7 protein-coding genes and 1 tRNA gene are annotated in these 21,139 nt (G+C 62.2%); 5 read left to right on the top strand and 3 right to left on the bottom strand.

Translation table 11 applies throughout. The features are described from left to right. The first annotated feature begins 146 nt into the window (after positions 1-146). From Q0288_RS16155 to Q0288_RS16145, 3 genes are all read left to right on the top strand, one after another. Positions 147-6,599 carry a tandem-95 repeat protein gene (locus Q0288_RS16155; RefSeq protein WP_299432748.1) on the top strand — a complete coding sequence of 2,151 codons (6,453 nt, stop codon included), beginning with the start codon at positions 147-149 and terminating at the stop codon, positions 6,597-6,599. Next, complete coding sequence (locus Q0288_RS16150) at positions 6,599-11,890, top strand: hypothetical protein (protein ID WP_299432745.1); 5,292 nt, start codon at positions 6,599-6,601, stop codon at positions 11,888-11,890. The genes Q0288_RS16155 and Q0288_RS16150 overlap by 1 nt, the downstream gene beginning before the upstream one ends. Positions 11,891-11,982: 92 nt before the next feature. Beyond that, positions 11,983-12,639 (top strand): hypothetical protein, encoded by a 657-nt coding sequence (locus tag Q0288_RS16145; protein ID WP_299432742.1) that lies wholly within the window; start codon positions 11,983-11,985, stop codon positions 12,637-12,639. Positions 12,640-12,742: 103 nt separating this feature from the next. Here the strand turns inward: Q0288_RS16145 and Q0288_RS16140 are convergent, their stop codons facing one another. Both Q0288_RS16140 and Q0288_RS16135 read right to left on the bottom strand, forming a co-directional pair. Continuing rightward, entirely contained in the window at positions 12,743-14,287 is a 1,545-nt protein-coding gene (locus Q0288_RS16140) for an ABC transporter ATP-binding protein (RefSeq protein ID WP_299432739.1), read from the bottom strand. 272 nt (positions 14,288-14,559) lie between these two features. After that, positions 14,560-15,693, bottom strand: coding sequence for a BMP family ABC transporter substrate-binding protein (locus tag Q0288_RS16135; RefSeq protein WP_299432736.1), 1,134 nt, complete (start codon positions 15,691-15,693; stop codon positions 14,560-14,562). A 196-nt stretch (positions 15,694-15,889) separates the two neighbouring features. Between Q0288_RS16135 and ligA the strand changes: the two genes are divergently transcribed. Then, positions 15,890-17,884 (top strand): NAD-dependent DNA ligase LigA, encoded by a 1,995-nt coding sequence (gene ligA / locus Q0288_RS16130; RefSeq protein WP_299432733.1) that lies wholly within the window; start codon positions 15,890-15,892, stop codon positions 17,882-17,884. A gap of 230 nt (positions 17,885-18,114) precedes the next feature. Here ligA and Q0288_RS16125 read toward each other — a convergent pair whose 3' ends face one another. Then, positions 18,115-20,685: a G8 domain-containing protein gene (locus tag Q0288_RS16125; RefSeq protein WP_299432730.1), complete on the bottom strand. Its 2,571-nt coding sequence runs from the start codon at positions 20,683-20,685 to the stop codon at positions 18,115-18,117. Between the two features lie 286 nt (positions 20,686-20,971). Here Q0288_RS16125 and Q0288_RS16120 point away from each other — a divergent pair. Continuing rightward, positions 20,972-21,048, top strand: a tRNA-Pro gene (locus tag Q0288_RS16120). Positions 21,049-21,139 lie beyond the last annotated feature (91 nt).

The raw sequence follows: 21,139 nt of genomic DNA, 5'->3' as shown, positions 1-21,139 counted from the left end.
ACGCTCAGATTCCCAGCCGCATCATTGTCAACCCCAGTTTTGAGATTCCCAACATTTCTACCGCAGGGGTTTGTACCACCACAGGCGGAACCCTGCAGCGCTACCTGCCCGACAGCAGCTATGGTGGCACGAACGAGGCCAGCAGAGTGCCTGGGTGGCGTACCAGCGACGACCTTTACAACAGCACGAGCTTCAACTGCCCCACTTTCACGCTGCCGTATCGCCCTATCGAATACTTCCGTACCCCCCAGCGGGGCAGCGCTGCCGAAGGTCAGCAGTGGGCCGAGTTAAACGCGGAAAATCCACGCCGACTGTATCAGAACGTGTGCCTGGTGGCGGGTGAGTCGGTACCCTATACCTATAGCCACCGGGCGCGTTTTGATGCCGGAATAGAAACCACCAGGGCGGCGATCTATGCTGCCGATGGGGTTACGCTGATTAGCGCAGGTTCCGATTTTACCGCAACCTCTATTGACACCTGGGACACCCGCTCGGGGGTGCTGACCAACACCGGCCCCAGTGGGGCCTATCAGTATGGCTTTGAGGCGCGTATTGGGGCCGGAGGCACCGCAGGGGTAATTGGCAGCGGTCGGGCCAACGAGGGCAACTTCCTCGACAACATCCGCATCACCCTGCGCCCCCTGACCGACATCAACCGCTTCGTGGATGGTGCGGGCAACACCCTGAGCAATGTGGGGGAGTCTCGGGGCACCATTTTCCTCGAGGTTATCCTCAACGGTACCCTCCAGGCCCCGGCCACCATCACCCTAACCCGCAGCGGGGCGGCCTCTACCGCCGATTTCAGCGTGGGTTCCAGCACCAACCGGAGCGGCGTGACTGCCAGCGCCAACGCCAGTGGCGACATTGCCCTGAGCATCCCTGCTGGGGAGTACGACCCCAACGCCACCACCGGCAGCCAGACCGGGGCTATTCGCATCCCGATCTCCATCACCAACGATAGCTCGGTGGAGGGCAACGAACCGCTCACCTACACCATCACTGCGGTTAGCAACCCCGGAGCCCCCCCAGGTACTGGCCTGGTTACCGAGATTGGCGGTCAGAGTGCCCGTTGCACTACAGCGGTGGGCAGTACCACCCTCACCATTCAAGACGAAGCAGACCTGGCGGTAGAAAAGACGGGTCCGTCTACTGCCATCCAGGGCGACCCCATTACTTACATCGTCAAGGTTTGGAACCGGGGGCCTACCTCCGTCTCCGGAGCCAGCTTTACCGACAGTGTTCCGTCCAGCCTGACGGGTGTGACCTGGACGTGCGTGGCCAGTGGTTCAGCGGTCTGTGGCGCGACCTCGGGCAGTGGCAACAACATCAGCGTGACCACCGGGGTCTTGCCGGTTAATAGTGTGGCCTCCAACCCCATCAGCGGAAGCTTCCTTACCTTTACCATCAGCGGCATAGCCAGCAGTGCGGGTTCACTGGTCAACACCGCCCGTATCGCCGCGCCGGGTGGGGTGGTAGACCCTGGAGTCAGTAATAACACCTCCAGCATCGAGACCCTGGTAGCCGGACCGCCGCCCAGCATCGCCGGGACGGTCTACAACGACAACAACGGCAACAGCACCCTGAATATCGGCGAGCCGCGCCTGGTTAACGTTACCGTTGAGCTGCTCAGCGGCAGCACCGTTATTCAGACCCAGAGCACCGACAGCGAGGGCAACTACCTCTTCACCGGCATGGGTCCTGGCACCTACACCGTTCGGGTTACGGCCACCGACCCCGATCTGCCGCAGGGCTCGAGCCTGACTACCCCCAATAACCTCTCGGTAACGGTGGTAGTGGGCTCGAGGATCACCGGCCAGAACTTTGGTTTCCGCCGGACCGCCCTGGACGTGATCAAGGCGGTGGGCACGGTGCAGCAGGTGAGTGCCACCGCCTTTGTGGCACCCTTCACGCTGGTGGTCGGCAACACCGGGCAGCTTGCCACGCCCAACGTTCAGGTCACCGAAAACCTGAGCCGTACATTTCCTGGGGCTTCCAGCATCACCATCGTAACTGGCTCGCTGAGCGTCACGCCCTCGAGCGGGGCGGCCTGTACGCCCAATGGGGCTTTCAGCGGTACGTCAGACACCCGGCTACTCTCGGGCTCCAATACCCTGACCTCTGGCCAGAGCTGTGCCATCAGCTTCCAGGCTCGGGTGGAGTACCCCAGCGCCTCGGCAGTGCCGTTGGTGCCGCAAAACAACACCGCTTACGCCAGCAGCCGTACCGCTGGCCCCAACCCAGGCTACACCTTCCCCGGCGGCGTACCCACGCCCCCTACCGGGGCTGTGGCGACTGACGTAAGCACCCACACCACCCACCCCGCCAGCCCAGGCAGTCTGCCCGGTATGCCTGGTGGCGACACCCCCAGCACTACCCCCATTACCCTTGCCACCAGCCCCGGGAGCGTCTCGGGCCTGCTGTATATAGATCGCAACAACGACGGAGTGTTCAACTCCGGTGACGACGCCCGACTGGGCCCGGACATCATGGTGGAGCTGGTGAACAGTGGGGGCAGTGTGGTGGCAACCACCCAGACCGATGGCCAGGGCAATTACAGTTTTGCCAGCGTCCCCCCTGGAACTTACACCGTCCGGGTGGCCTTGAACGACCCCGATCTGGGGGGTGTTGTGCCTACCGCACCCCCCAGTGGCGAACGAAGCCTGTCCGTGCTGCCCGGCGTCTCCAGCACCCACCAGAATTTCGGTTTTGGCATCAACGCGCTGGACGTGGTCAAGTCGGCGGCGGGTTCCTTGCAGACCAGCCCCCAGGTTTTCGAGGTATCCTTCACCGTGGTGGGCGGGAATACCGGTACCCAGCCCCTCCCCAACGTGCAGATTACCGAAAACCTGGCCCTGACCTTTGCTGCGGGATCGCCCACTCTCACAATGGTCAGCGGCCCCACCCGAAGTGCCGGAACGGCGGCATGCACGGTAAACTCGGCTTTCAACGGCATCAGCAACACTCAATTGCTTACCGGTGGCGATACCTGGCAGCAGGGTCAGTACTGCGTCCTGACCTTCACCGTTCGTGTGAACTACCCCAGCCTGGCTTCGGTACCGGGTGCTGTCCAGAATAACTCCGTCTACGCCTCGAGCATTCCCAGTGGACCCAACCCCGGCCATACTTTCCCCGGGGGAACTCCCACACCTCCGGCGGGGGCCCTGGCTACGGATACCAGCACCAATGCCGCGCACCCCGCGACCCAGGCCAGCCTACCCACCACCCCTAATGCTGACACCCCCAGCGCGACGCCAGTGCAGTTGGAGCCCCTCCTCCCACCACCGCCGGTCGCCCGTGACGATGCCAAAGCCGGTGACTTCAACCAGCCGGTTGTCGTGCCGGCCATCATCAACGACAGCAGCAGTCCAGGAACCAACCTGGCCTCGGGCTCAATTGATCTCGATCCCAGTACACCCGGGCAGGAGACCAGCCGCACCATTCCAGGCAAGGGCACCTTTGTTGTCCAGGCCGATGGAACGGTACGTTTTGATCCGGTGCCGGGGTTTGAGGGCACGGCAGTGGCGCCTTACACCATCAAGGACAGCCTGAACCAGACCTCCAACCCTGCCAACATCGCCGTGACCATCCGACCGCGCCCCGCCCCGCCCACCGCCCAGAATGACCAGGCAGTCACGCCCAAAGGTCGTCCTGTAACGCTGGATGTGGTAGCCAACGATTCTGCCGTCCTGCCCAGCCGGATTGACCCCAGCTCCATTGACCTCGACCCCGATAGCCCGGGCCGCCAGACCACCCGCAGCCTTCCTGGGCGGGGCACCTTCGAAGCTTTGGCGGATGGTACCGTGGTCTTCACCCCAGAACCCGACTTTACTGGAACGGTCAGCATCCCCTACACCATCGCCGATCAGGACGGCGACCCCTTGACCCCGGCGCAGACCTCGAACCGGGCCACCCTGACGGTAATCGTCAACGATCTGCCTGCGGCGGTGGATGACCGCACCAGTACGCCGGTCAATACCCCGGTGAGCCTTCCGATTGCCGCCAACGACGTCGCCAATCCCGGGCAAAGCCTGGTACCCAGCACCATTGACCTCGACCCCAGTACTCCCGGCCAGCAGACCAGCAGAACTTTACCTGGACAGGGAACCTTTGATTTGCAGTCCGATGGTACGGTGCGCTTTACTCCGGTGTCTGGCTTTGTGGGGATGGTGGTCCTTCCCTATACGGTGCAGGACAGCTCGGGGGCTACTACCAGTCCGGCCAGCATTGTCATTACCGTGACCCCGCCCAGCCCAGTCGCAGCCAATGACCAGACCACCACCGCCTTCAACACTCCGGTCACACTCTACCCCAGTGCCAATGACACGCCGGGAGCCGGTGGGCAACTGCTTCCGAGCACCATAGACCTTGACCCGGCCACCCCCGGTCAGCAGACCGAGCGGGTCGTACCGGGAAGGGGACGCTTTGTGCTGCAACCGGCAACCAACCTCAACAACGAGTCGGTGCAGTTTATTCCCGAGACCGGCTTTAGTGGTTTGGTAAGCATTCCCTACACCATCCAGGACAACTTTGGCCAGACCTCGAGCCCGGCCAGCCTGACCGTTACCGTCAACCCACCCACACCGCCCATCGCCAGCAGCGACTCCACCCGCACCGCTCGGGATACCCCGGTAACCCTGAGCCCTGCCGCCAACGATAGCCCTGGCCTGGGCACTAGCCTCGAGCCCGGTAGCATTGACCTAGACCCCAGCACCCCTGGTCAACAGACCCGATTTGAGGTTCCTGGGCAGGGTGTCTTCGAGTTACAGCCCGGTGGAACCGTACGCTTCACCCCGGCTTCCGGCTTTACCGGGATCGTAGAGGCTCCCTACACGATTCAGGATCGCACCGGCCAGACTTCGAATCGGGCCACCTTGCGGGTTACGGTCAACCCGCTGCCCGCTGCCGATTCGGACTCCGCCTCGACCCCATTCAACACCCCCGTCACCCTCAACCCCCTGACCAACGACACAGCTAGCAGTGGTGCAGCCTTCGATCCTGCGACCCTGGATCTCGACCCCGCAACCCCCGGTATTCAGGATCGCCGGGCGGTACCTGGCCGGGGTATCTTCAGCCGCAACCCCGACGGCAGTGTGACCTTCACCCCCGAACCTGGCTTCACCGGAAGTACCACGATTCCCTACACCGTAAGAGATAGTGCGGGCGGCACCACCAACACGGCCGAAATTGTGGTCACGGTACTGGCCCCCACGGTACCCGTTGCCCACAACGATCAGGCCACCACGCCCTACAACACCCCCGTCACCCTCAACCCTTTGTCCAATGACGCTGCAGGGGCGGGTGCAAGCCTGGATCTGGCCACCCTCGACCTCGACCCGGCAACACCGGGCATCCAGGATCGGATCACCGCTCCGGGCAAGGGAACCTTTAGCCGCAACCCCGACGGCAGTGTGACCTTTACCCCGGTTGAAGGTTTTGTAGGCACCGTCGAAATTCCCTACACCATCCGCGATAACGCTGGCCAGGAGTCCAACCCGGCCACCATCCGGGTGGAGGTTCGCGGCCCCAACCTGGTACTCGAGAAAACTGCGGGGCAGAGTGTGGCCCGGACGGGCGGTAGCCTCGAGTACATCCTCAGGGCCACCAACCAGGGCTCGGGTGTTCCGATGCGCCAGGTCACCCTGAGTGACCTGCTGCCGGCGGGCCTGGAATACCGTGCGGGTAGCTCCGCTCTGAACGGTACGCCGGTTTCCGACCCGCAAATCACCAGTGAGGGCGGTCGTAGTCGGCTGGTCTGGGTGATTGGCGAGCTGGCTTCGGGCCAGTCGGCCAGCCTGCGCTTTGCGACTACCGTCACCGCTGCCGCGCCCACCACCGGCCAACTGGTCAACACTGCCGAGGCCAGCGCACTGATCGGTAGCACGCTTAACCCGGTGCGGGTCAACTCCAATGTCGCCGCCGCTACCGTGCGTCTCGAGCCGGGGGTGTTCAGCGACCAGGGCACCATCGTGGGCCGGGTCTACTTCGACAAGAACAACGATAACAACTTCACCAGTGGAGTGGACGAGCCGCTGCAAGGCGTACGGGTCTACCTATCCGACGGGCGCTACGCCGTGACCGACGCCCAGGGGCGCTACAGCCTTACGGAAGTAGCACCGGGCCTCAACGCCCTGCGCGTGGATCGCCTGACTGTGCCCTACGTGCCCAGGGCCGTGCCCGACGACCGTGGCTTGCACGGCTCCCGCCAGGTGCGGGTGGACGGAGCAGGCATCTACACCGAGGACTTCCTCTTTGAAGCCCCTGCCAGCCAGGCTTTGGTAATCCGCTCGACCCGCGTGACCGTGGATGGACAGCGGCTGGAGAAGACCATTACCCAGGTTGGAGCGGGTAGCTATACCGTGACCTTCACCCTGACCTTGAACAAGGCGGTGAACCACCTGCGCATCTTTGATCCGCTGCCAGAGGGTGGCAGCCGTGGGGCGCTCACCGTGCCCAACCTGCATCCCAGCGTCCAGGGCAGCGAAATCCGCTTAGGCAGCCTGCCAGCTGGAACCTACACCCTGAGCTACACCCTCAGCGGCAACATCCCCATAGACCGCCTGATGACGGATCCCGACCTGTTCTGGGAGGAGATGCGCTGATGAAAACGCCTGTATTCTTCCCCGGACGATGGGTGAAAACCATGCAAAACGATACTGGCAAACTGGTGCGGATTGGCCTGCTGGTGCTGGCTTCTGGCCTGGTGCACAGCGCAACAGCCCAGTCCATCAACCTGCCTCTTTCCAGTGTGGGCAGCCAGGTGGGCTGGGATCAGCGGGCTGGGGCCCTAGACGACTACCGCCTGGCGGTTTTTGAACGGGCCGCAGGCCAGCCCTTACGTGTAGAACTCTTTAGTCCCGACATCAACCTCAACGACTACCGCAACAAGCGCGATGTGCAGAACTACTACGGCGACGAAATATACGCGCCCGGCGCCCAGATGCGCTCCACCTTCGGCCTGCTTAACCGGGGCGGGCCGGGGGCACTGGTGCAAAAGCAGTATGGCAACGCCGAGGTACACCGCTACGATACCCTCTTCGAGGGCAGTCTGGTGCAGGGGTACTATGGCCTGCCGGTACGTACCTTCGGCAATGGTAAGAACGCCTTCGGCTTCCGCCTCAGCCCTGGTATTGCGGTAGAGGCCAGCCAGTTTACCGTGGTCACCCGTGGGCAGTTAGGCCGCGACCAGGTGGCGGCCCGCCTTACCCTGGGACAAGCAGCCGTTGGCAGTGTATTCCGCATCGAAAACTTTGATGCCGATGGCCCGCAGGAGATGCGTATCTTTGTGCGTTTCCCTAACGGACAGCGCCGTGAACTGACCAGTTCGGGCGATGTGCAGTGGGCCCGCAACGAGTTTCGTGTGACCCCCGAGCTGCGGGGGGAGTGGGCCATTCTGGTGCGGATTCTACCCACCACCCGGCAGTTTTCCAACTCGGTCAAGTTGCGCCTGCGCCTGGATGGGCAGCCCTATTTTGCCCGTGTGCCTGCCGAACCCGGCCCAGCCCTGCCCCGGGTGGAACCGCCGCCCCCTCCACCCCCTGCACACCGGGTGGATCTGGCGGTGAACAAGAGCGTGAGTACGCCCCGGGTCAGTCTGGGTGAGACCGTCACCTACACCCTGACGGTGGTCAACAACGGCCCGGATGCGGCCACCGATGTGGTTCTTACCGATACTCTTCCCACAGGACTGTCCAGCCCTCGCACCGAAGGGGCGGTGCGAAGCGAAAACCTGCTAACCTGGAGGGTCGGCAGTCTGGCCAGTGGTGAACAGCGAACCTTCACCGTGCAGGTCGCAGCGTCGGCGGTAGGCATGCTGGTCAACCGGGCCGAGGTTCGGGCCGTCGAAGATGAAACCACCCTTGTGAACAACCGGACTGATGTCCGCCTGGAAGTGGTGGCTCCACCCCCCCCTCCGCGTCAGCTGGAAGTAGACCTGGCAGTAACCAAGATGGTAGAACCCGCCCGCATCGAGACCGGGCAGAACGCCACCTATACTCTGAGCGTGCGCAACAACGGCCCCGATGTTGCCAGCAGGGTGGTGCTGACGGATCGCTTGCCGGTGGGGCTGGAATTCGTTTCGGCCAACCCGGTGCCTTCGCGCGAAGGTAACACCCTGACCTGGAACCTGGGCAGCCTCCCGAGCGGTGAAAGTCGCAGCTTTAGCGTGGTGGTGCGGGGCCGGGTGGCGGGCCAGCGAACCAACCAGGCCAGCGTCACCTCGAGCGAACGTGACCGCGATCAGAGCAACAACCAGGCCCGGGTGGCTTTGGAAGTGGTAGCGCCGCTCCCTCCACCCCCCCCGCCGCACACACCGCCGGAACCCAGGGCCGACCTGGCCCTGAGCAAGACGGTGAGTCCCGCTCAGGCCAGTGTGGGAGACCGGGTCACCTTCATCCTGACCCTGGTTAACAACGGCCCCGATGCAGCCACCGGCGTGGTGCTGACCGATACCCTGCCTGCCGGGCTGAGCAACGTAACTGCCGAAGGGGCTGGGCTCAGCAACACCACCCTGACCTGGAACGTGGGTAACCTGCCCAGCGGAACCCGCCGCAGCTTTAGCGTACAGGCTACTGCAGCTCAGGCGGGAACCCTCCTCAACCACGCCCAGGTACGTCTTACCGAGACCGACCCCAACCCCGGCAACAACCACGCCCAGGCCCGCTTGAGCGTGGCCCAGCCGCCCGCCCCCCCGCCGCCGGTAGTACGCGAGCCGGTGCGCGAGCGGGAGTCGGAAGTTACCCTGGCAGCCCAACTGACTCTGATTCCGGCTTCGGGCGTGGTTATCCTCTCGGATCGCCTGCCCGAAGGAGCCCGCTACGTCCTGGGCAGCAGCCGCTTGCTACGCGGTGCGGTGCGCCAGGGAGAACTCGAGCAGTCCGTCCTCGCCAACCCCACGCGCGAGAATTCCGATCCCATTGCCGACCCGCTGGTTCTGGGCGACCGCCTTTTCTGGGTGCTGCCCGCGCCGTTGCGCAGCAGCTACACACTGGGCTACCGCCTGACCCACTCGGGTGCGCTCGAGTCCCCCCGGGATCGCCTGGGTGTGATTCTACAAACTCCGCGGACCCGCTCGGCGGGTCTGCCCCGCACGCCGGGGCAGCAGCCGGTGCTGGGCAGCCTGGGGGATGTGCGGGTTCTGGTGGGTGAGCCGAATTTGCTGGAGGCCCTGGTCAGGGCCCAGCCCATCCAGAGGAGCGGCCTGGCCGACCTCCGCACCGTGCAGGGCGGGGGCGCCCCTGAAACCATCCAGATTTACCCCAGCCGTCCCCTCACCACCGACCGCTCCGACCAGCCCGAACTCACCATCGTGATACGCGACGCCCAGGGCAACCCAGCCAACGTGGGCTATGTAACCGTGAGTGTACAGCCCGAACCCAGGCTGGAAGACGCCGAACCCAGTCTGCCCGGCTATCAGGTGCGGGTGCTGCACGGCGAGGCCCGTCTCCCACTCTCCCACCTGGGTACGCGCCTGCAGGGCGGCAGCCCCGATGGGGTGCAGATCGAGGTGACTGCGGGGGAGGTGCGCAAACAGGCCCGCTTCCCGGTCGAGGCTGCTGAGCCCCGTCCCCTGATCGTTTCGGGAGCCGTGGGCTTGCAGGCCAGCCTGGGCAGCAGTGGCTTCAGCCTCGAGAGTACCCTGCGGGCCTTCGGGCGTGGCACGGTGCTGGGCGACGGGCTCTTCACCGGCGCCGTCAACACCGGGGCCGATTTCAGCGTGAACAACGGTTTCCTCTTCCGCGACGTAAACCTGCTGCCACCGGCCAACCCCTACCAGCGCTTCCCATTGCTGGGCGACAGTTCCCAGGTCGGCACCGATGTCAACTCCTCCGACAGTGTGTTCCTGCGCTTCGAACTCGAGAAAAACTACCTGCAATACGGACAGCTCAGTACCGACTTCCAGGGCCTCTTGACGGGCTACAATGCCGGCTACAACGGCCTCAAGGGGGTGCTGCGCGAGGGCAGCTTTGGCTTCAACGCCTTCGCGGCTCTGGTGCCCAACGCCAACCGTCGCGAGGTGATCGCGGGCGACGGCACCAGCTTCTATCGTCTGGGCCTGTTACCCAGCGAGCGCCCGGTAGTGAGCAACAGCGAACAGGCGGCGCGGGTGGTACGGGATCGGAACAACCCCAACCTGGTGCTGAGTCGTACCATTCTGTTGCGCAATGCCGATTACGAGATTGACTACACCGCTGGTATCCTGCAACTGCGTTCGCCACTGCAACCCACCGACCTGAACGGCAACCCCCAGAGCCTCGAGGTCGCCTACGCTGTGAGCACCGCGAGCGGCATCGTGCGCGAGTTACGCGGCGGCCTGCAAGCAGGCTACGATACCGAGACCTTTGGGATCAAAGCCACGTTGCTCTCGCTGGATAGTAGCGTCTCGAGCCTGGCTGGACTGGGCTTGCGGGTGGGCGGGCCCAACGCTCGCCTCGAGGCCGAAATCGCCACCCCCATCAGCGACCTGGGCCGGGTGGCGGGCGCGGTGCGCTTTGGCCTCAAAACCCAGAACTTCGACCTGGAGGGTCGCTACCAGGATATACCGCCGGGCTTCCAAGATCCGCGCGGCAGTCCCAGTGCAGCCCGCGACATCACCCTGGGTACGGCGGCTCGTTTTGGCCTCTTCGGCCTGAGCGGGCGCTACAGCCTCAACCAGAACTACCTCGCCGGAACCACCACCCAGCAGGTAAGCGCCGAAGCCAGGGCCGGCGACGAGAGTCTAGCCCTGCTTCTTGGAGCCGGAGCCAGCTTTGGCCTGAACCCCCAGTCCATCAACAACTTCCAGACCGACACCGCCTTTGTCTCGCTGGGCACGGAGGCCAGGGCCGGGCGTTTCGGCATCGCGCTGCGCCAACTGGTGGGACTGGGCAGTACGCCAGGCGCCACCGACCTCAGTTTGGACTATACGCTTACCCAGAACTTTGGCGTTCGATTGCAGAACCGCCTGACCTACGCGGCCAGCGGGCCGCGCCTGACCGGGGCTTTGGGCGTGAGGGGCAGTTTCGCTAACGACCGGCTGCTGCGCACCCTATTGGGCAACGCTTCCGAGACCCCCGACCCCGGGGCACAGGGGCTGGGCACCACCAACATCAGTGCTGCCTACGAGATGTCCAACCTCGATGGCGAAGCCGGACGTACCCGCCTGGGCCTCGACACCGCCCTGCCCCTGAGTAAAGAGCTCCAACTGGGCCTGAGCGCCAACGCCACCATTGCCAGCAATGCTCAGGGTGGGGCCAGCGCGGGTATTGCCCTGCGCTACAACGGTGATACCCTTCAAGCCAGCGGCCGCGCCGAAGTGTCGGGCCAGGCCAGCACCCCTGGCTTCAAACAGGTCTACGAGTTCGGCCTGATCTACAGGCCCAGCCCCGATCTGATCGTCTCACCCCAGGCCACCTACGTTCGCGAGGCCGCCGGAACCGACGGCACCCGCTTCAGCCTGGCCGGCGCATACCGTGGCGACCGCCTGAGCATGCTGACCCAGAACGTGCTCAAGGGTGGCTTCTACCGCGATGCCGGCGGTGTGCTCTTCGAAGGGGAGGTACGCGGGAGCTACCAGGCCGACGAGCGCTGGTTCCTGCGCCTGGGCGCGGCCTACCGCCTGAGCGATACGGGCATCTTTACCGGCCAGCTGGGTGGCGGCTTCACCTACTTTTTTACCGATCTGGTTGGCCTGGGAGCCAGCACCAGCTACCTGTTCCAGCCCGCTACCCGCTCGAGCCAGCTCTCGCTGGGGGTGGAGGCCAGCCTGCGGGTAGCCGCCGGACTGACCTTCTCGGTGGGTGCGAACCTGCTGGGTACCCAGACCAGCCTGGTGGGCTTCCAGAGCCAGCCCGGCCTGTATCTGCGTCTCGACTGGCTGCTCGACGAGAACCTCTTTGGTGCACCCACCCGATAACCCTGGATCCATACCAGGCCGATGTAAGCTCGGCCTGGTTTTTGCTTACGCGTGATCCCGCAGATACGAATGCGATTTGCTAGGCTGTATCTATGCTGTGGCGTGTGTTTCGTGCAGGAGTAAAGCCTCCGGCAGTCTGGATTTTGGCGGCGGGTCTGGCGGTAGTGGCAGCCATGCTTTTTGTGCAGAGCCTCGAGCCCTACCGCTCGGCCTGGCCCATCCCCTTTTTCATCACCTTGCTGGCCTGGACTGCCATGAGCGCGACCCAGGTCGAGAACCGTGTGGCCCCGGCCATCCACGACGACCCGCTCATGCGTAAGGCGCTGGAGCGGCGTGATGCCCTGGCCCGCGAGGTTGCCTTGCTCGAGGCTCCCAGTTTTCGTCGTCAGGCTGAAGACGTTTTACAACAAGTAGACCAGGATATCCTGCCCGAGTTTATGCGCCGCCTGGCCCGCTACCGCGCCCTGGAATCGGCTCTGGCCTACCACCGCACCGGACGCGGCCCCCTGGTGGGTGCCAGCCCCGACACCATTGGAAATCTGAAACAGCTCAGCGTTGCTCAGCAAGAAGCCCTACAGGGGTTACTGACCAGACTCTCCGACATGGTCGCCAACCTGATGGGCCTCTCGCACAGCACCGACGACCCCGAGACCCTGCGTCGCGCCCGCGCACTGGCCGAGGATATGGCGACGTACTGGGAATCCAGCTCAGAAGTGTTCAGGGATTCAGACTCCACACTGCGCAGGTAATAGATGCCTCCCAGATCGCAATTTCGCCGAGACCGTTCCGGAAAAATGCAGTGCAGGCATGCTTTTTTGCCACACCAGGGTTGACCCGCTCAGGATGGGCAGCTCAGTCGGTAATTCCGGCCATTAGCAGTCCCAGCTTCTCCTCGCTGGCCTCGCTGGCCTCGAGTTCACCCATGATGCGACCCTCGAACATCACCAGGATGCGGTCTGCCAGCGAGCGCACCTCGTTGAGGTCGGCAGAGACCAGCAGCACCGCCATCCCGGCCTCCCTGGCCTTCAGGATGTTCTCGTGAATGAACTCAATGGCTCCGATGTCCACCCCACGGGTAGGCTGGGCGGCAACCAGCACCCTGGGCTTGCGGCTTAGTTCGCGCCCTACGATGATTTTCTGGGCATTGCCGCCGGAGTAGCGCCGGGCTGCCAGCTCGGTGCTGCGGGGGCGCACATCGAACTGCTCGACGATGGCGCGACCCTCCACTTCGATTGTGTCGGCATCAATAAAGCCCAGGAAGCCTGCGTTGGGGCTCTTGTAGTGGTCGCCCAAAATCAGGTTTTCGCGGGTGGTAAAGTCCAGCACCAGACCCCGCGCATTGCGGTCTTCGGGGATGTGCGAGACCCCCCATTCGCGTACCACCCGCGCACTCGGCTTGAGCGTCTGGCCGTCGTATCGGATGATGCCCTCATAAGGCCGCAGCCCGGTAATGGCCTCTACCAGCTCGGTCTGGCCGTTGCCTTCCACCCCGGCGATGCCCACAATCTCACCGGCGTGTACCTGGAACGAGACCCCGTTCAGGCGATGTTTTTTGTCTTTGCCGGGGATGGTAAGGTTGGCGATCTGGAGCACCGCCTCGCGAGGCCGAGCCTTGGTTTTGTCCACCGACAAGATGACCTCGCGCCCGACCATCATGCGGGCCAGTTGGGCCACGTTGGTCTCTGGCGTGTTGACGGTGCCCACCACGGCACCGTCACGGATCACGGTCACACGGTGGGATAGCTTGATGACCTCGGCCAGTTTGTGGCTAATGAAGATAACCGCATTGCCCTGATCCACAAATCGGCGCAAGAAACCAAACAGTTCCTCGGCTTCCTGCGGAGTGAGGACTGCGGTGGGTTCGTCCAGAATGAGTATTTTCGCTTTTCGGTAGAGCGCCTTGAGGATTTCCACCCGCTGCTGCAAGCCTACCGGCAGTTCCTCTACCGGGGTATCCAGGGGCAGGTCGAACTCGAGCTCTTTCATCAAGGCCTCAACCTCGGCACGGGCCTGAGCCAGGTTAAGCTGCGCCCCTCGCCTGGGTTCCGACCCCAGAATCACGTTTTCCAGCACCGTAAATGGGTCTACCAGCATAAAATGCTGGTGCACCATACCGATCCCCTGTTCAATGGCATCGCCCGGTTCGACGATCTGAACCTTTTGCCCATTGGCCCACACCTCGCCCTGGTCGGGTTTCACCAGGCCATAGACAATTTTCATCAGGGTGGATTTGCCCGCCCCGTTTTCACCGACCAGGGCCAGTACCTCGCCCCAGCGCACCTCCAGCGAAATCTGGTCATTGGCCAGGACCAGCGGGTAGCGTTTGGTGACGTTTTTGAGCTCGAGGGCCACCGCACCTTTGCGTTGTGTCGGGGGGGGGGAAGTGGGGCTGTTCATGTCCTAGATCATACAGGCAAGACTCGCTGGCAGAACTCCTCAGGGCGGTTTTCAAATTGATTGCGCCCCTATCGCAATTTTCGTTTTTTGTCCAGGGAAAAGTCTCCTGCTTTCTGAAAACCGCCTCCCGCCTCCTTGTTCCGGGAATGGATGCGCTTTCTACCCCCAACCGCACCAGCACTGGCGAATATTCGGTAATATGACGATAGAAACCCCGCCATTAGCAAAAAAAACACCCAGGGGTTTCCCTGGGCGTTTTGCTGCAAAACCGACTAGCGCTTGTCGGGTACTCTGAGCGCACCGGAGATGATCTGGCTGCGCAACACCGCCAGGCGGTTGATGACTGCCTGGGGAATGAGGGCACGGTTGAAGTCGTCGAGGGCGAACCCGACGCCGTCGTTGCTCAGACCGAATTCGCGCACACCGCCCCTGAAGGTGTTATCCCTGACCGCCTTAATCACATCGAAGGTGGCGACATCCACCCGCTTGAGCATGGAGGTGAGCACGTGGTTGAGGGTGCGGGGGTTGTTATCGGTATCGCCCAGGTAGTTCTGGTTGGCATCCACACCAATCATGAACATCGGGCGGGTAGTCGCAGCGGGGCAGGCCCGGGTATAGGCATCATAGCGGGGAACACCCGAGGCGTTGTTGGAGATGAAGCGAACGCCGGTGGGTAGTTGATCCTGCCTCAAGCAACGCTGTTCCTTCACATAATCCAGCACCCCCAGACCCGAGGCGCCAGCGGCAGCATAGATGATGTCAGCACCTTGCTTGGCCTGGGCGGTGGCAATTTCCTTGGCCCGGCCCGGATCGTTCCAGGCGGCGGGGGTGGTGCCCACATAGTTGATAAGGACACGGGGACTGGCGATATTGCGCTCGCGCATCCCGGCGATTGCCCCTGCACGGAATCCCTGCTCGAACTTGTGAATCAGGGGGATATCCATTCCGCCCACGAAGCCCACCACACCGGTGTTGGTGGTACGGCCCGCAATGTAGCCCACCAGATAGCTGCCTTCGTGCTCGCGGAAGACCAGGCCGACCGCATTCTCCAGCCTGCCTTCGCCAGGAACGGCATCAATCACCGCGAATTTGACATCGCGGAACTCACGGGCAGTGCGGGTGATGGAGGGTTCATTGCGGAAGCCCACCCCCACGATCAGGTCGAAACCTTCTTCGGCAAACCGACGGATGCCCAGACCTACCTGACCGGGGTCGGCGGGTTCGAAGTCGAAAAGTCGGATGCGGAGCTCGCGCTCAGCACGCTGGGCTCCTTCAAAGGCGGACTGGTTGAAACTGCGATCAAACTTACCGCCCGAGTCAAACGCCATGCCTACGCGCACTTCCTGGGCCAGACCCAAGCCCAACATTGCAGCCAGGGCCACACCAAGTACTACGAATTTTTTCATGCGATTCGCCTCCATTTACTTGTGAACAACACAAGTTCCGAACTGGCTGTTAGCCTTCGGCATTATAGTGCAGAAATCAGGTGGTGCGAAAGGGCCTTGACAAAAGAACCAGGCGCACCTTAGGCACTTTGTGGGCTTTCGCCCGATAGATTTGAAGCTGCTTCGATCTTCCTGCACAAAACGATACAATCACATTATGTCTACACCTAAGCAACGGTTAACGGAACTACGAGAGCAATTGCGCTATCACAACTATCGTTACCACGTGCTCGACGACCCGGAGATTTCCGATGCAGAGTACGATCGCTTGCTGCGCGAACTTAAGGAGCTGGAAGGGGCCCATCCCGAACTTGTTACCCCAGACTCGCCCACTCAGACCGTGGGCAATCCGATGTACGAAACCACTTTCGAAGCCGTGCCTCACCCCAGTCAGATGTTCTCCCTGGGCAATGCCTTTGGTCTTGATGACATCCAGAACTTCGAGGCCAGCATCAACCGTGCCCTGGGCCGCGAGGAGTTCCGTGAATATGTGCTGGAGTACAAGATTGACGGCCTCTCGGTCAATCTGATCTACCGCGATGGGGTACTGCGACGGGGCCTGACCAGGGGCGATGGCAGGGTGGGCGAGGACATTACCCCCAGCCTGCTCACCATCGCCGACGTGCCGCGTCAGTTGCCTGAACCCTTAAGCCTGGAGGCGCGCGGAGAGATCTACCTGCCGATCCAGACCTTTCTGGAACTGAACGTGAAGCTCGAGGAGGAGGGGGTAGCCCCCTTCAAGAATCCCCGCAACGCCGCTGCAGGCAGCCTGCGCCAGAAAGACCCCCGTGTGACCGAAAGCCGGGGTCTGCGCGGGTATTTCTATGGGGTGGGACGGCCCAGTGAGTTTGGCGTAGCCACCCAGGTCGGGCTGCTGGAAAAGTTGCAAAAACTTGGGTTTGCCGTAGAGCCTGGATTTTGCCTGGTCCAGGGAACTTTGGGGGTGGAGAAAGGCTACCAGGCCATGCTGGCCCAGCGGCGACAACTCCCCTTCGAGGCCGATGGGGTCACGGTCAAGCTGAATCATCTGGCGCTGTGGTCGGAGCTGGGCTATACCTCCAAGACCCCCCGCTTTGCGATTGCCTACAAGTTTCCAGCAGAGGAAAAACCCACCCAGGTGCTGGGGGTGAGTTACCAGGTAGGCCGCACCGGGCGGGTGACGCCCGTCGCCGAGCTTCAACCCATCTCGCTAGATGGTTCCACCGTCAGCCGGGTGACGCTGCACAACGAAAGCTACGTGCAGGAATTGGGTCTGCGCATTGGCGATACGGTGCTGGTACACAAGTCGGGGGGGGTGATTCCAGAGATACTGCGGGTGCTCACCGACCTGCCCAGGGGCGAAAAGCCAGTGGAATGGCCTCGCCACTGCCCGGAGTGCCAGAGCGAACTGGTGTTATCGGGCAAGATTCACCTCTGCCCTAATCCTTTGTGTCCAGCCAAGGCTTTTGAGTCCATCCGCCACTTTGCCAGCCGGCGGGCCATGGACATCCAGGGGCTGGGGGACAAGCTGATCGAGCAACTGCTGCAAGCCAGGCTGGTAAACGATGCAGCCGACCTATACCAGCTCAAGCTGGAGGACGTGGTGGCCCTCGAGCGCAAAGCCGAAAAAAGCGCCCAGAACCTGATCGAGCAGATTGAGAGCAGCAAAAGCCGGGGCCTCGAGCACCTCCTTTTTGCCCTGGGCATTCCACAGGTAGGGGAGAGCACCGCCCGCACCCTGGCCAGGCGTTTTGGGCATCTAGACAGGATTCTTGCCGCTTCGATGGAAGAACTCGATGCGGTTGAGGATGTAGCCGAGGTAACCGCCCAAGCCATTCACGGTGCGCTATCCAGGCCCGGGATGCACAGTTTCATCGAGCGCCTGCGGGCCGCAGGGGTTAATTTCGAGGCCAGGGAAAAACAAACCGGCAGTGCCCTTGAAGGGCTTACCTTTGTACTCACTGGCGAGCTCACCCGCCCCAGGGATCAAGTAGCACGGGAACTCGAGGCCCAGGGAGCCAAAATATCCGGCTCGGTCAGCAAAAAGACCAGCTACCTGGTGGCCGGGTCAGGTGCGGGCTCAAAACTGGCCAGAGCACACGAACTCGGGGTGGTTGTGCTGGACGAGCAGGGCCTGGCCGCTTTGCTGAAAGAGAAGACGCAGGGTGCGTGAGCCGAAAGCATGTTTCCAATAGCACGCCAACCTCTGTGCACAGTGTGACACAGACGGGCTCGAGGGGAGGTTTATGGCAGCTCTCTCTATTCCTTCCGAGAACCGCCCTAAGCTGCGTCACCCTGAGCCTGTCAAATCCTGGAAGTCACAGGAATAAGCCGCAGTCACAAGGGCCCAGTAACCGGGTGGATGCCGAGGCGGATATGGTGACAGATATGCTTTGAAGGTACTTATCTGCACAGATCGTTGCGGCAGATATCCAGCACCGCCCAGTCGCGGCCTGGCAGATCGCGCACCACCAGCTTCACAAAAACACTGCCGCCTTCGCTCCAGTAACGGTCTCCGGTGCTGCTGTCGAATTCTGCGCGAGAAGCTGCCCGGGGAAGTTTGTTACGGTTGTCAATCCAGTAATCGCGGTAGATCGAAGGCTCTGCGCTATAGGGAATGGCCAGTGTGATATGGTCTCCCGAAACGCTGTCATCGAAGCGCAACTTGAGTCTGCCTGGCATGGTTCCAGTGACGCCCAGGGCATAGTTGCGGCCCTTGATGACACTTGCCCCAAAGCGATTGTTGTCTCCGCTGTTGGGTGTACCCCACATGCGGAAAACCGGACTGCTGCCATCGTTGCGGGTGAGCGAGACCGGGGCAATACCGCCCCCGCTTTCGTTGTAAATGTAAAGCCGCCCATAGCTGTAGTTGCAGATTCCGGCGTTCCATTCGGCCCGCAGTACGCAGTTGGTGTCGAGCAGAAATGGATTGTTGAGCACAATGGCATGGCCCCGGCTGCCGCTTACCGAGCCGTCGGTGTCCACAAACACCCCGCCCCGGTAGCCATCGGCAGTGTCGTCGCTGGCGATTTGTTCAGGGGTAGGCTCGGCCCGGGGGGGAAAGTAGACCGGTTTGGCATTGTCGAAGCGGGCTCCCTGAGCAAAATTGCGGCTGTCAATGGCGAATGCAGTAAAGCGCAGGTAGCTCATGGCCCCGGCTTCGCGGGTAGCGGTCTGGCCACCCTGGGCATTCTGGATTTGCAGAGGCTGGAAGTTGACAAACTGCACATTGCGGAAACCGATTCTGCCGTCGTAGAACTCAAAGCCCCGCAGCGGGAAGTTGTCCTGGATGGGGCCGCCGCTGCTGGCCGCCCAGGGTCTGGGCAGGCTACGCCCGTCGTTGCCACGGAATTCCCAGTTCTCGGCAAAGCCCTTGTTGGCGCTATCACCCACCACCAGCGAGTCTTCCAGGGTGCTTTCGGAGGAGGCGAAGGTGACCCCGATGGCATTGTCGGCCAGCCTGGCCCCGGTCATCTTGTGGTGGATGCCCCGCAACCAGGCCGCATTGCCCCGGTTTTTGTAGGCGGTAAAGTTCTTGAACTCCGCCACCACGGGCGGGTTCCGGGTGTTGTCGTACTGGTTCTGGCCGTCGGCAGGGTTGGTGCGGGGGTTGTAGATGGTGGTCTCGGTTTGCAGGGTGCTCTGGTTGGGGCCGCGATCCACCATGAGCCCGTCCCAGTTGGAGTGGGCCACATTTCCGGAAAACTCGCCCAGCGGTGTACGGCGGGGCCAAATTGTGTTGGTGGCAGAGGGGCCAGTGGGATTTTCAGGCAGTGCGTACCAGAAGCCAGTGTGGTGTGAGCCAGCCGCCACATTGCCCCGCACGATGTTGTCGGGGTGGGTAATCCAGAAGGTGGCCGGGCTGTTATCGGTGGGAATGACCGGGCGCTCGCCTAGCTGGCTGTTTGGGCGCCGGGTCAGGATGCCCAGATTGCCCTCGAGCAGATTTTTGGTTTCCGCGCCGTCCTCGAGGAAGTAGCAGTGCCCCACAGTATTGTAGGCCACGTTGCCCACCACCTCGACCTGGCTGGTGCCGTGGATGGTCACACAACGGTTGAAACTCAGATGGATGGAGGACTGCTTTATGAACTGGCCGGGTGCATCGCCCAGCAGGTGCCAGTGGATGGGATAGCGGGCCAGTAGGTTGCGCTGGCCCATGCGGGTCAGTTCCACCCCCGAGATACGCAGGGTGCCCCCCTGCATGGCCATGATGTGACCTCCAAAACCAGTCTGGCTCGAGGCCTGATCCCCCTGGATGGTGATGTTACGGCTCAGCAAACCGACCTCGCCCCGCTGATCCACCCCAAAAGTAATCTCGCCAAAATGGGGATAACGGAGGGCCGAGTCGAGGGTGATGGCGTTGCCGGAAATGGCGATAATGGTTCTGACCTCAGCCTGATCGGGGTTGAAATCGGTGGAGGCCAGCACAATGCGGTCGCCCACCCGCCAATCGGCGGGATCCAGTACGGTGATGCGGTTGGAACCGGCGACCACACTCCCGCTCAGGCGGGTCCAGCTATTGCGGGGTTCGCCATGCAAATCCAGCACGCCCCCCATCATCACCCCAATCACCTTACTGCCCATGCCCATGATGTTTTCGCTGGGGTTGTTGCCGGTGAGGGTCAGGATGGCCCGGTTGCGGAAGGGCTGGCTGGGGGTGCCGATCTCGAGCTTTCCATGCACCATGATCCAGTCGGCGCTGAGCTGCAAATCCCGCTTATCAAAGCGAAGGATGCCGTTGATGGCGATGCCTTTGAGTGCGGGCGGACTGACATCCAGCGTCACCGCGAGATCGGCAGGAATGGTTACTACCTCACCCTGCCGGGGCACCTGCCCACCGGGCCAGGTTTCAGGGTCAGACCATACCCCCGACCGGCTGGGATTGGGGCCACCGGGCGGTGGACTTGCACCTGCATCCTGCATCGAGCAGCCTGCAACACTCAGCACAATCATCAACCAAAGCCAGTGGTTCATGGGGGTTCCTCCAGGAAGGGGGTCATGGCTACATAGAGTACTGGGGCAGCAGTGCTGATTTAGCCTGATATTCAGGATACTAAGCGGCGGCTAAGGCATCTGTTTGGCTCAGATTAATTCTGAGTTTAGCTTTACATCATCAAAGATGAGAAGCGGGTATATTCCACAGCGAATTTTGCGACTTCTGGTGCCATCATTGGGGCGGAAAAGCGAACACGCGAACAGGCTGAAAGGGGTTGCCTAGACAAAGCCTCGAGTCCGCTCTATACTCATAAATCGCTGGCATCGAGGAGTAGCGCAGCCTGGTAGCGCACCTGCTTCGGGAGCAGGGGGTCGCTGGTTCGAATCCAGTCTCCTCGACCACTACCCTGGCCCAAAGCCACCCGAAAATTATGGGATATGACGGCGGCGGGTGGGCTTCCAAAACTCCTCTCACAGCCTTCAAATAACGGTT

This window comes from uncultured Meiothermus sp. (genome assembly GCF_937863175.1).
Lineage (GTDB): Bacteria > Deinococcota > Deinococci > Deinococcales > Thermaceae > Meiothermus.
This window is presented reverse-complemented; position numbering and strand designations above follow the sequence as displayed.